Source organism: Liquorilactobacillus satsumensis DSM 16230 = JCM 12392 (genome assembly GCF_001435195.1).
GTDB lineage: Bacteria > Bacillota > Bacilli > Lactobacillales > Lactobacillaceae > Liquorilactobacillus > Liquorilactobacillus satsumensis.
Map to the genome: position 1 here is coordinate 1 of NZ_AZFQ01000055.1, position 13,299 is coordinate 13,299.

The 13,299-nt window shown below is 43.2% G+C and carries 11 protein-coding genes; 1 reads left to right on the forward strand and 10 read right to left on the reverse strand.

Annotation, left to right across the window (positions count from 1 at the left end; genetic code table 11):
* Positions 1–503 precede the first annotated feature (503 nt).
* From FD50_RS11545 to FD50_RS13015, 9 genes are all read right to left on the reverse strand, one after another.
* Positions 504–1,484, reverse strand: a complete 981-nt coding sequence (locus tag FD50_RS11545) for a bile acid:sodium symporter family protein (RefSeq protein ID WP_054755632.1) — start codon at positions 1,482–1,484, stop codon at positions 504–506.
* A 30-nt stretch (positions 1,485–1,514) separates the two neighbouring features.
* Positions 1,515–3,332 (reverse strand): dihydroxy-acid dehydratase, encoded by a 1,818-nt coding sequence (ilvD, locus tag FD50_RS11550; RefSeq protein WP_056961880.1) that lies wholly within the window; start codon positions 3,330–3,332, stop codon positions 1,515–1,517.
* Between the two features lie 57 nt (positions 3,333–3,389).
* A complete protein-coding gene (locus FD50_RS11555) occupies positions 3,390–3,788 on the reverse strand; it encodes a Rid family detoxifying hydrolase (RefSeq protein ID WP_054755630.1) in 399 nt (132 codons plus the stop codon).
* Between the two features lie 12 nt (positions 3,789–3,800).
* A complete protein-coding gene (locus tag FD50_RS11560; protein WP_056961882.1) occupies positions 3,801–4,598 on the reverse strand; it encodes an ABC transporter ATP-binding protein in 798 nt (265 codons plus the stop codon).
* A 54-nt stretch (positions 4,599–4,652) separates the two neighbouring features.
* Positions 4,653–5,927, reverse strand: coding sequence for a threonine ammonia-lyase IlvA (ilvA, locus tag FD50_RS11565; RefSeq protein WP_054755626.1), 1,275 nt, complete (start codon positions 5,925–5,927; stop codon positions 4,653–4,655).
* A gap of 122 nt (positions 5,928–6,049) precedes the next feature.
* On the reverse strand, positions 6,050–7,060 hold the full coding sequence (gene ilvC, locus FD50_RS11570; protein WP_056961884.1) for a ketol-acid reductoisomerase: 1,011 nt from the start codon (positions 7,058–7,060) through the stop codon (positions 6,050–6,052).
* 76 nt (positions 7,061–7,136) lie between these two features.
* Positions 7,137–7,427 carry an ACT domain-containing protein gene (locus FD50_RS11575; protein WP_054755624.1) on the reverse strand — a complete coding sequence of 97 codons (291 nt, stop codon included), beginning with the start codon at positions 7,425–7,427 and terminating at the stop codon, positions 7,137–7,139.
* On the reverse strand, positions 7,428–9,161 hold the full coding sequence (gene ilvB, locus FD50_RS11580; protein WP_056961886.1) for a biosynthetic-type acetolactate synthase large subunit: 1,734 nt from the start codon (positions 9,159–9,161) through the stop codon (positions 7,428–7,430).
* 15 nt (positions 9,162–9,176) lie between these two features.
* Positions 9,177–9,305, reverse strand: a complete 129-nt coding sequence (locus FD50_RS13015) for a hypothetical protein (protein ID WP_261913793.1) — start codon at positions 9,303–9,305, stop codon at positions 9,177–9,179.
* A gap of 1,114 nt (positions 9,306–10,419) precedes the next feature.
* Between FD50_RS13015 and FD50_RS11585 the strand changes: the two genes are divergently transcribed.
* Positions 10,420–11,748, forward strand: coding sequence for an MFS transporter (locus FD50_RS11585; protein ID WP_056961888.1), 1,329 nt, complete (start codon positions 10,420–10,422; stop codon positions 11,746–11,748).
* Between the two features lie 206 nt (positions 11,749–11,954).
* On the opposite strand, the gene FD50_RS11590 is transcribed toward FD50_RS11585, so the two are convergent.
* Positions 11,955–13,298, reverse strand: coding sequence for a PFL family protein (locus FD50_RS11590; protein ID WP_056961890.1), 1,344 nt, complete (start codon positions 13,296–13,298; stop codon positions 11,955–11,957).
* Between the last annotated feature and the right edge of the window lies 1 nt (position 13,299).

The following is a 13,299-nucleotide window of genomic DNA, read 5'->3' on the forward strand; positions in this document are numbered from 1 at the left end:
AGGTTAGGTGCAGGAGGCTGGTGGGTGGAGCACGTTATGAAGAAGTGCCGACAACCTGCGTTCAGCCTCCGTTGACTAAGTCCTAAATTACAAAGTAACCTGGGCTTGGTTACGCGTAATGCTGGCTTAGGCACAGGAGGTTGCGGGGTGGAGCACGTTAATAGAAGTGCGCAAAAAGGCGGGAGACCTTGAAGATTAGCGACAGGTAACGAGGTAACTGAACTTGTTACCGTTGTTACCTAAGCTAAGCATAAAGGGCTGCCTTTTGGAGCACGTTAAGATAGAAGTGCCGACAACCGTCAATAACCTAAAAAAACTAAGCGCCCGGGTCAAAACATGAATCTTGACCCAAACTCTTAGTTTTAGCTGATACTGCCTGAAATAAGCCGCTCCAGGCACTAATTTCCCCTGTTCTTTATACTGCGTTTAAATTCTAAAAACTTATTATTTCATTTTTCTTCTATAGATAATGGCAGCTCATCATCTATCTTCAAAAGCTAACCTCATTTGTCTGTGCTATAGATATTTCCCAAAGGTTTAACCGGCTGAGATTGCTCAGTAGCCTTATCTCGCCAATATGAAGCCAATACTGAACCAGAAATATTATGCCAGATGCTAAAAATTGTCGACGGAATCGCAGCCGCGGGAACAAAGTACTTGATCGCTAAAGTCGCTCCCAAACTTGAATCCTGCATGCCAACTTCAAATGTAATTGCTTTTCTCTGCGGATCACGCAACCGGATCAGCTTGGAAAAAAGGTATCCCAGACCATATCCAGAAAGATTGTGCAGCATTACGACCGGAATTACAAGTGCCGTTGCTGCTGTGAACAAGTTAGCATGATTGGCAGCAATCACCGCACCGATAATCATCAAAATTGCAACCTGCGAAACTAACGGCAAGACATGGGTAATTTTCTCTATTTTTCTGCCAAAAACTGAATGTAGGACCACTCCTAAAATAATCGGAAAGAGCACAATCTTAACTGTACTCAAAAATAATGAAGTCGTAGGAATATCAACATACTCGCCGGCAAATAACAACAGTAATCCCGGGAGTGCGACTGGCGCAAGTAATGTAGACAGTGTCTCAATTGAAACATCCAAAGCAACATCACCACCTGCTAAGTAAGCCATTACACTGGAAGAAGTTCCGCTTGGACAAGACCCAACCAGAATTACACCCGCTGCTGTTGCTCCTTTTAACTGAAAAATAAGGCACAACAACCATGCCAGTGTTGGCATAATCACATAATGAGCTACGGTTCCCGCAAGAACTGGAAGCGGCTTTTTCGCAATTCTTTCGAAGTCCTCTAATTTTAACGTCAATCCCATTCCAAATAAAATAATTCCTAATAAATATGAAACATTCGGTACCAGCCACAAACTCGTCTGCGGTAGAACATAATTAAAGGCTGCCCACAACACCACTAGGAGCGTAAACCAGCGCCCAATAACTTTCCCTAATTTCTCCACTTTACTCATTTTCTCTTCCCCTTCATTTAGCAAAACCGCTTAATTTTTCTGCGTATGACACTTGCAATTAGCACCGCATGTGTGCTGCTTTGTTTCTTGTTCTTCATCTTGGACAGGTGCCGTACCGAAAAGCTCATCTGCACCTAACATAATACCGCCTGTGTTAGCAGAAGTTACCAAATATTGATAACGTGCTAAGTACCCCCTGCGCACCTTAGGCTGAAATGGTTTAAGCCCTTTTTTCCGACGTTCAAGTTCCGCTTTATCGACCGCAACATCAAGAGTTCGTTGCTCAAGATCAATCGTGATCTGGTCGCCGTCTTTAATCAAAGCAATTTCACCACCGGCAGCAGCTTCTGGCGAAACATGACCTACACAAATACCATGTGTTGCTCCTGAAAAACGACCATCTGTGATCAAAGCAACTGTCCTGCCTAGACCACGTCCAATAATATCAGAGGTTGGATTAAGCATCTCAGGCATCCCAGGCCCACCTTTAGGTCCTTCGTAGCGAATCACGACGACATCTCCGGCTTTGACAGTTCCATCATCAATTCCGGCTACAGCCTCATCATGTGAATCAAAGCAGATCGCTTTGCCAACAAACTTCTTAATATCGGGATCAACTCCAGCTACTTTGATGACAGAACCATCACGTGCAATATTGCCATACAGAATTGATAATCCACCCTGTTGTGAATAAGGATTATCAAGTGTTCTGATCACTTCCGGATTGAGTGTATGTGCTCCGGCAACATTTTCGCGAATCGTCTTTCCGGTAATTGTCGGACGATCTGGATGAAGAATTCCACCCTTTTCGATCAATTCATTCATAATTGCGGGAATCCCACCTGCATTGTGCACGTCCTCCATTGTCCAAGAAGATGAAGGCACAATCTTCGCCAAATGTGGAGTTCTCTTAGCAATTTCATTAATTTCTCTTTCACTGTAATCAATTCCCGCTTCATGTGCGATCGCCAACCCATGTAAAACGGTATTTGTTGAACCACCCATTGCCATATCAAGCGCAAAGCTATCATCAAATGCTTCTTTGGTCATAATGTCACGCGGTTTAACATTGTGCTCAACATTGTACATAACTTGACGTGCTGCTTGTCGGACCAATTCTTTTCTTTCATCAGAAACAGCTAGTGCAGTGCCATTATATGGCAGAGCCATTCCCATAGCCTCCATTAGCGAATTCATCGAATTAGCCGTATACATCCCGGCACACGAACCACATCCTGGACAAGCATTGCGTTCCAATTCAAAAAAATCATTTTTGCTCATCTTGCCGTCTTTAAAAGCTCCGACAGCCTCAAACACAGTAGAAAGGGTAGCAGCTTTTCCATTAGGATCAAGACCTGCTTTCATTGGCCCTCCCGAGACAAAAGCTGCAGGAACATTTGTCCGTGCGGCGGCCATCAACATACCTGGCGTGATCTTGTCACAGTTAGGCATGAATAATACCCCATCAAACCAGTGTGCATTGATAACTGTCTCGGCTGCATCAGCGATAATCTCACGGCTGGGCAAAGAATAGCGCATCCCAATATGTCCCATGGCAATGCCGTCATCAACTCCAATTGTATTGAATTCAAAAGGAATTCCACCAGCTTTGCGAATTTCGTCTTTAGCAATTTCGGCCAGCTTGCGCAAATGAACATGTCCTGGCACAATTTCAATATACGAATTAGCGATCGCAATGAATGGTTTCTTCATATCTGCTGGATTTTTGACCTGGCCAGTCGCATATAACAAACTTCTTCCAGGGGCCCGATCGGTTCCTTCAGTAATTGTGTCGCTTCTTTTCCTAAGTTCATCCCCGCTGATTGAAAAATTTAATGTATCACTCATTTTTTATAACTCCTCATTTCCGCTTGTGTCTTTTTTCTGGTTTCCTGCTTGAAATCTTTATTGATGCTGATGAACTGCAAAAGCTTCAATTTCGACCTTTGCATCTGCTGGAAGTGCCTGAACTCCTACAGCCGAGCGTGCCGGCAGTTGCGTCACTTCTTTGAAAAAGTCGGCATATACTTCATTCACCTTTTTGAAGTCAGTAATTTCAGTCATAAAAACTGTCATTTTAACAATCTCGGCGACCTCAAAGCCGGCAGCAGTCACAATTGCTTTTATATTTTCCAATGCTTGTTTGGCCTGTACCTCAACTTGTTCTCCAGCAAAATCCCCCGTTTGAGGATTGATTCCAACTTGACCCGAGCAGTACAGTGTTTCCGCTGCACTGACTCTGAGTCCTTGTGAGTAAGGGCCTAATGCCTGCGGTGCGCCCTGAGTTGCAACTGTTTTTTTCATTCAAACATCCTCCTAGTTTGCGTTTGCTTCCGATCGCGGATAAACTAAAACTCTTTTTTTGTCATCTGTGCGCACTTCAAGTGGAGCTCCATAAAAATGAGTCAACGTTTCCTGGTTCAACAATTCCTGACGTTTACCGCTGGCGTAAATCCTTCCTTTTTTCAAGAGCAACACATTATCAAAACACGGCAGCAATTCTTCGGTGTAATGGGACACTAGTAGCAATGCTGGGCTGGTTGGAGCTGCTGCAATTTCGGAAATCTTCGCAAGCAGCGCTTCTCTGGCGAACAGATCCAAACCATTACACGGTTCATCTAAAATCAATAGTTCTGGTCTAGCCATCAGTGCTCTGGCTATTAGAACTAATTGGCGCTCACCTTGTGATAGTACTCGATAAGGTTTGCCAATCAGCTTAGCTCCACCCAATTTTGTCAAACGTGCTTTAGCTTCTTCCATTTCGACAGGAGCATAGCTCTCATATAAACCAATACTTGCAAATTTGCCAGAAAGGACAATCTCTTCCACCAAATCCCCTGGGTGGAGCCAGTCTTGCAGTGCAGTGCTCACCCAGCCAATCCTACGCTTTAAGGCAGGGATGTTAGTATGCCCAAAAACCCCACCTAAAACTTCAAGTGTTCCTTCTGTTGGCCACACATCCCCATGTATCATCTTCAACAAAGTTGTTTTACCAGCACCATTTAATCCTAAAACCGCCCAATTTTCCTTTTCCTTGATTGTCCAGCTAATCTTATTCAAGATCTGGCGCTCACCTTTTATCAAAGAAACATTTTCAAAAGACAAAATATTCATGCGCTGAGCTCCTTTCATTAAGCGCGCTCACCCTAAGAAACATTTCTTTCCTGCTTAAACCATCATTTCATACAGCATTTGATTTTCCTTCAGGTCAATGTAATATGGATCAAATTGACGCAGTCTTTCTTGAAGTGGCCTAATATTTTGCCTCTTTCCTAACCGAATCCCAATTAACACTGGACCCTTGCCGCGATTGACCTTTTTGGTATATTCGAACTTGGTAATGTCATCGTCCTTATCTAGGATCTCGCTGACCATCTCACGTAATGCTCCAGGACGCTGCGGGAAATTCACAATAAAGTAGCATTGATAACCTTCGTAGACTAAAGAACGTTCCTTAATCTCTTGCATTCTTTCAATATCATTATTACCGCCGCTAATTACACAGACTACAGTTTTACCACTAATCTCAGCCTGATGTTCTTCAAGCGCCGCCACACTCAACGCACCCGCTGGTTCAGCAACAATTGCTTCCTTACTGTAAAGTTCAAGCAACGTTGTACAAACATGCCCTTCTGCAACGTTAACCAGCTGGTCCACATATTTTTTAGCATTATTATAAGTCAGTTGCCCAGCAGTTTTGACTGCTGCTCCATCTACAAACTTATCAATGTGTTCTAGGGTTAGTGGGTGCCCACATTTAAAGGCTGCTGCCATCGAAGCTGCCCCCGTTGGCTCAACTCCGATCACCTTAGTTGCAGAACTAACATTTTTGGTATACGCTGCAAGACCACTGATTAGACCGCCGCCGCCGATCGCAGCAAATAAATAATCAACTGTAACGTCATGTGCAGCTGCATCCTCAAAAATCTCGCAAGCAATCGTCCCTTGGCCTGCCATTGTATGTTTGTCATCAAAAGGCGCGATGAAAGTCAGTTGTTTTTCCTCACAGTAATTCGCCGCTGCTTGTGCGGCTGCATCGAATGTATCACCTGTCAATTTAATCGTCACCGCGCTTCCACCAAAAAACTTGACTTGATCAACTTTTTGGCGAGGAGTTGTCACGGGCATAAAAATCACCGCCGGAATTTGCAATTTGTGGCAAGTCCAGGCTACACCTTGCGCATGATTACCTGCACTTGCACACACCACGCCGCGCTGACGTACCGCTGCTGGAGTCTGCGAAATTGCATAGTACGCACCTCGAATCTTGAAAGAACGCACGGCTTGCAGATCTTCTCTTTTTAAGTAAACATTGCAATGGTATTTTTGGGACAAATATGTGTCATGTTGGAGAGGCGTTCGCTTAATAATCGGACGCAACACCTCATAAGCTTTCTCGATTTCTTCTTTTGTTAATAAGTCTTTTGCTGTCATTACATCCATTAGCCGAATCACCCCTTCAAGTTTTTTTCATTATGTACAGTGAAAAGCGGAAGAGCTGCTCACCAAGTCATACCTTAGTTGGAGCTCAGTTTCCCGCTATTTCTTACTGCTTACTTTTTAAATTAGTCGCTGTATTTGTCAGCTTTTGCAACAAATGGCATCTTAGTCCGTAATTCGTCGCCCACTTTTTGCAGTTCAGATTTTTCCATTTCGCTGCGGTACTTGTAAAGCTTCTTGAAGCCGCCACGATATTCATCCATAAATTCTTTGGCGAAGGTTCCATCTTGAATTTCCTTCAAATTACGTTTCATTGCTTCTTTTGATTCAGCGTTGATGACACGCGGTCCTCTTGTATAAGAACCATATTCAGATGTATTTGAGCAATCATTGTACATCTTCGCAAAACCACCCTCGTAGATCAGGTCACAGATCAGCTTCATTTCATGATCAACTTCAAAGAATGCTAATTGTGGTGAATAACCTGCTTCAGTCAAGACTTCAAAACCAGTTTCGATCAGAGCAGTAATTCCACCCATTAAGACATTTTGTTCACCAAACAAATCTTCATCGGTTTCTTCTTTAAAGGTCGTTTTCAAAAGTCCGACACGTGCTGCCCCATTTGCCTTTGCAAATTCCTTAGCAAGGTCTTCTGCGTGTCCGGAAGCATCTTGATAAGTAGCATAAAGTGCTGGTACACCAGAACCTTCCATGTATGTACGCCGGCACAGGTTACCTGGTCCTTTAGGAGCCATCATTACTACATCAACATTTTCCGGTGCAACGATTTCTTTGTAGTAAACATTGAAACCATGTGAAAAACCAAGTACATTGCCAGCTTCCAAATTAGCTGCAACTTCATTTTTATAAACATCTGACATTACTTCATCAGGAGTTAGCATCTGAACCCAGTCAGCCTTCTTAGCAGCTTCTGCAACTGGATAAACTTCAAAACCGTCCTTTTTAGCTTTATCGAATGATTTTCCGGGACGAACACCAACGATGACATCCACACCTGAATCTCGCAGGTTGTTTGCCTGGGCATGTCCTTGCGCACCATAACCGATAAAAGCAACTTTCTTTCCTTTTAAATAATTCGTAGTAACATCTTTTTCGTATAACATTTCAACTGACATAATAGAGCCTCCATTTTTTTGTTTAATTTAGTAGTAAAAACACTTCAACATCGTTTTAAAAGTGTGTACAATGTAGTTAATTATTCTTTTCAATTCCAGCAACCAATAAAGCCGTCGTTTCTGCAGCTGATTCACAACTGTACCAGCTAACGCTTAAAATGTCGATTTGCTTTGCAAGGACCCGTTTTAGGTGTGTCAGGTTCTGTGCTTTTTCAGTCCGCAGCTCGACTTTAGCTTCTACTTGGTGTTTGGAAGTTGAAATAATTACTGCGTTCTCAATATTAATGTTTCGTCGTGTTAACAATCCGGTGAAGCGATTTAAAACGCCCACCCTATTTTTCATTTTGCAAACAACTATTTCGTGCATTTAATCGACCCCCAGCATCTTCTGATTAGGCTGTCCGGGGGCGACCATGGGGTAAACCTGTTCTAGAGCAGGAATCCTTGCTTCTACCAGAACACTTTCTTGGGTTGCGAAAACATCTGCCAATGTTTCGCGCCAATTCTGTGAAGCAAGCCTAAGCCCTTTGAGACCATACGCGTGTGCAAGCTTGATGAAGTCTGGTTGACCGTTGAAAACAGTTTGAGAACGTCTTTTTTTGTAGAACAGATCCTGCCATTGTCTGACCATTCCCAACGTTTGATTATTAAGTAAGATAATCTTGATATTTAGTCTGTAATCCCTAATGACATCAAGTTCCTCGCTTGTCATCTGTAAGCCGCCATCCCCTACAAACAGCACGACTTCTTTTTCCGGAACTGCTAACTTTGCGCCGATTGCGGCCGGAAGTCCAAATCCCATCGTTCCCAAACCGCCGCTCGTAATTAACTGATGCGCGCGGGTAAAAGGATAATACTGTGCTGTCCACATCTGATGTTGTCCAACATCTGTCACGATTGTTGCATCTCCAGCAGTTAGTCGACCAACTTCTGCAATCACGGCTTGGGGCTTGATTTTGCCTTTTTCTTCAACGTAATGCTGAGGATGTTCATGCTGCCATGCGCTCAGTTGCTGAAGCCATGCTTGGTGATCCCTTACTTGCGTTTTCGCTGGATGAGCTAATAACCAGTTCAGTGCCTCTTTCGCATCTGCTGCAACCGCAAAATCCGGCAAAATCATTTTCCCAAACTCGGAATCATCAATATCTATCTGTGCCACTTGGGCCTTGGGAGCAAATTGTGAAGTATTAGTTGCTAAACGATCATCGAAACGTGAACCAATATTTAAGAGAAAGTCACATTCAGAAAACGCTAGGTTAGCTTGATAACTTCCATGCATCCCGCCCATTCCCAGCGAAAACGGATCAGAAACTGGTAACGCACCTAAACTCAACAACGTTGAAACTACCGGTAGCTTGTAGCGGTGCACGAAACGTCTGAATTCTGGAACAGCCCCAGCGGCGATCACTCCGCCACCAACAAGCAATAACGGCTTTTGGGCTCGTAAAAGTGCATCCCGTAATTGTTGCATCTTAGTAAATGCTAGTTTTCTTTGCGGATAAACCGGTGTTTTCGCTGTGAATCCACCAGCGGTTTGACTACGCTGTTGCTCATCCACGGCCATCGCGGCAACATCTTTTGGCAAATCAACTACGACCGGTCCAGGTCTGCCACTGCTAGCAACCGCAAATGCTTCTTTTACAACCTCTGCCAAACTGCCGCTATCGTGAACCTGGTAACTTTGCTTTGTGATCGCCGCCGTAATACTTAGAATATCAACTTCCTGAAAAGCATCTGTTCCAATCGCTGCACACCCAACTTGTCCTGTAAAAACAACCAATGGAATCGAATCAAGCATTGCATCTGCAATTCCTGTCACGGTATTAGTAGCTCCAGGACCGGAAGTTACAAAAACAACACCTGTTTTCCCAGTGGCTTTTGCATATCCTTCAGCCGCATGAACTGCCGCCTGCTCGTGCCGAACAAGAATATTATTAAACGCTTGTCGATATATGGCATCATACAGGGGCAAAACTGCACCTCCAGGATAACCAAATACGAGCTCAACCCCTTGTGCCTTTAAGGCTTCCAACAACAAATCGGCCCCGCTAGCAAGTGTTCTTTTCGTCTCAGTTTTTTCAGTTTCTCGTTTTATCAACATGATTTTCACCTCCTCTTAAAATTCTCGCTCCAAAAATCCCAACATTTGCCTCACACCTTGATACCATCTCCCTTCGCTTCCTTGATCCATGGCCTCACCTCCTTTAAAATCAAAAATCAGCTGCGCACACTCCTTCATTTCCAAAATAAAAAGCACCCATCTGCACGATGGATGCTAAAAAAATCCACCGCTCTAATCTCTTAGCGCGGTGTGATTAATTCCAGGTTACTAACTCAAAATAGCCCAGGCATTAAATCACACACGCGCATGATAATAATGACTAGGACGACTAGTACGATAACATTTTGGAATAAGTTTGTATCTAATTGCCACTTACTTGCACACATGTGATCTAACCCCTTTCTTTTTAATGACTATCACCATTTTATTTTTAGAAATAATACTTGCGCTTATCATGAAACCCACAAGCTGAACAGTACTCCTTACTAGGAGTGAGTGCTCCGCAGTTGACGCAGACACTAACTTCTACGTCTTCCTTCTCAGAGCTAGAAATAAATCTTGCGCCGCAACTGGAACAATACTTCCCAGAAGCAACTTTCTTTCCACAGCTCTGACAAGTAACTATATCATACGCTAACTTCATAAACATCCCTCCGAACCATTATCCAATCACAGATAATACTGACATGTTATAGAATGCTATGATAGCTGTTATTCCATTTGCAATCTGGAAAAACGGCTGACAAGTTTCCTTTTCATCAAAGCATGAATATCTTTCATGTGTGTCATACTACACTCTCGTTTTAATGATGTCAACATCTTTTTTTAATAAAAAACGCCTAGATTTTAGGTCGCACAAAACGTTTTTACTTTTTTTATTCTTTTGGATTTATTCTAAATAACCTTTTTTAGGGCTGTTTTTTCAAGCGCATATAATGTAAAGAAATAAAAAACGCTCAATTAAGATTAATGTTTTGATGATTATTTTTTTAATTTACGGTTGACAATGAAGTTCTGCACGCAGTATAGTTACAAACATATTAGAAAACACTAAGAGGCGAACGAAATGTTACTAACCAACACAAACATTCAAATTATTATTATCAGCGCGATTATTAATTGATGCGGGCTGCATTTTTAGTTGTCCGCAATTGCGGACAGTGTTGGTTAAGCCAGAAGCTGTCATTCAGCTTCTGGCTTTTTTCTTTGCTTCACTTTGGAGGTGTGATCTTGCTTAGACAGTAAAAAAGGTTCAGTTGTTTTCAAGCATATTTTTTTAACTTTTAGGAGGAGTCTCATGGATAACACAAATAATTTAAGCACCACTTTTAAGCATAAAGATACATCAGCTTTTAAACGCGATTCGGTGAAAACTGTGATGTTCGCATCGATGATCGGGACAGCAATTGAATTTTTTGATTTTTACGCCTATGGTACTGCTGCAGCAGCCTATTTCCCAAAAGTTTTCTTTCCGGAAGTTACGCCGGCTATCGCAACCATCCTGAGTTTGTTGACTTTCGGTGTTGCATTTATTGCCCGCCCGCTCGGATCATTTGTCTTTGGTCATTTTGGAGATAAAATTGGCCGCAAACGTACTCTTGTGGTCTCACTTTTACTAATGGGAATCTCAACTGTGCTGATTGGGCTGCTGCCAAGCTATGCTACGCTTGGTCTGACAGCTGTCGTCTTGTTATGTGCCTGCCGCTTCGTTCAAGGAATTGGGCTGGGCGGGGAATGGTCTGGTGCAGCTTTAGTTGCCACAGAAAATGCACCTGCAAGCAAACGAGCCTTGTATGGCGCCTTCCCTGAATTAGGTGCACCGCTTGGATTCTTCTTGAGCAATGGTTTGTTTTTCCTGCTTGAGACCTTCTTAACCCCTGCACAAATGCTTAGCTTCGGCTGGCGAGTACCCTTCTTAGCTTCTTCAATCTTGGTTCTGGTCGGTTTCTGGGTGCGCGAACGGATGCAGGAAACACCACTGTTTCGGTTGGCGCAGGAGAAAAATGAAGTTACCAAGTCACCACTCAAAGTTGTCTTTAAGACTAGCTGGCGGCAATTAATTCAAGGAACCTTGATTGTTTCTGTGACTTACACCCTCTTTTATACTTTAGCAACTTGGTCTTTGACATATGCAACCACCAAATTAGGCTTCTCTAACCAAGAATATCTTTTCATGCTGATGGGTTCAATTATCATCTTTGCATTACTAATCGTTGTCTCATCGACATTTGCAGACAAATGGGGACGTAAACGTACGTTAATGACTTCAGCTTCTGCTTTAATTGTTTTTGCATTTCTTTTCCCGTACTTATTGCAAGGCCAGCGCAACTTTGGCAGTGTTACACTTTTCCTTGTAATCGGCTTTGTCCTCATGGGGATCGCCTTTGGTCCAGTGGGTGCCCTCTTACCTGAACTCTTCTCTACAAAAGTCCGCTATTCCGGTTCAGGAATTGCTTATAATCTTGCAGCAATTGTTGGTGCAGCTTTTACCCCGACCATTGCAACTTGGCTGGCAGAAAATTGGGGAATCCGCTCTGTAGGACTATACTTAGCGGTCATGGCTATTGCGTGCTTAGTTTCTCTGTTAACAATTAAAGAGACTAAAACGGTTGACTTTTCAAAATAATGTAACTTTAAAACAACCGAATTTAGACTCTGCTTATCCCCTAATCTGTTTTGCGACATGTTCAATGTTACATTAAATAACATCTTGAATTTACACTTAAAAAAATAAAGGAACTAACTTGGGCTTTTTACGCAAGTTAGTTCCTTTATTTTTTAATTATTATCAGTATTCCTACTCAAAAATCAGCTGCTGCAACCCAGATTTTTCTAGTTCTTAAAACTATGAATGGGTGCAGGAATTAAACCACCACGAGCAATCATGGCTGCCGAAGAGGCCGCATTAACAGCCATTACTGGGGCATAGCCTAACAAGCCACCAAACTCGGCCATCTCTCCAACTTTTTTACCTTTAATTGGCAATACACGTACGGCTGTCGTTTTGTTATTGATCATTCCGATGGCCGCTTCATCAGCAATCATTGCAGAGATCGTCTCCGCCGGGGTATCACCTGGAATTGCAATCATATCAAGCCCAACCGAGCACACTGCAGTCATCGCTTCTAGCTTTTCAATATTTAAGGTGCCTGCTGTTGCAGCAGCAATCATCCCTGCATCTTCCGAAACTGGAATAAATGCTCCTGACAGACCTCCGACATGATTACAGGCCATGATACCACCTTTTTTAACCGCATCGTTCAACAATGCAAGCGCCGCTGTTGTTCCATGCGTCCCCACACTCTCTAGCCCAATTTCTTCTAGAATCTGAGCTACCGAATCCCCCGCAGCTGGTGTTGGTGCCAGTGACAAGTCAACAATTCCAAAGGGAACATGCAGTCGTTCTGATGCAAGTGTTCCAATCAGTTGTCCCATTCTGGTTACCTTAAACGCGGTTTTTTTGATTGTCTCAGCAACTGCATCCAGCGGTTGGCCTTTAACCTTTTCGAGTGCGTGTTTAACAACACCTGGGCCGCTGACACCGACATTAATGACGACATCTCTTTCACCTACACCATGGAAGGCTCCTGCCATAAATGGATTATCCTCAACGGCATTGCAGAAAACGACCATTTTGGTATTTGCCATAAAAGAACGCTCAGCAGCATCTTTGATGACCTTCCCCATTTGTGCAACTGCGTCCATATTGATACCACTTCTTGTCGAGCCAACATTTACGGAAGCACATACAAGGTCTGTTTCAGACAATACCTGCGGCAATGAGTTAATCAAACGCAGATCCCCGCTTTGGTATCCTTTTTGTACAAGCGCTGAAAATCCCCCAATGAAATTAACTCCGAGTTCTTTAGCCGCGCGGTCAAGGGTTTGTGCATACTTAAAATAGTCTTGATCTGCAGATGCCGCAGCAATAATTGAAATCGGTGTGACAGAGATCCGCTTGTTAATGATCGGAATTCCATATTCTGCCTCAAGTTGTTGTCCGACTTTAACAAGGTTCTTTGCCTTTGTCATGATCTTCCGGTAGATGCGTTCGCATGCTCGATCACTGTCGCTGTCGATACAATCTAATAAGGAGATGCCCATCGTGATCGTCCGGACATCCAATTTTTCATCGGAGATCATGTGAATCGTTTCTTTGATCTTTTCTGTTTCCATC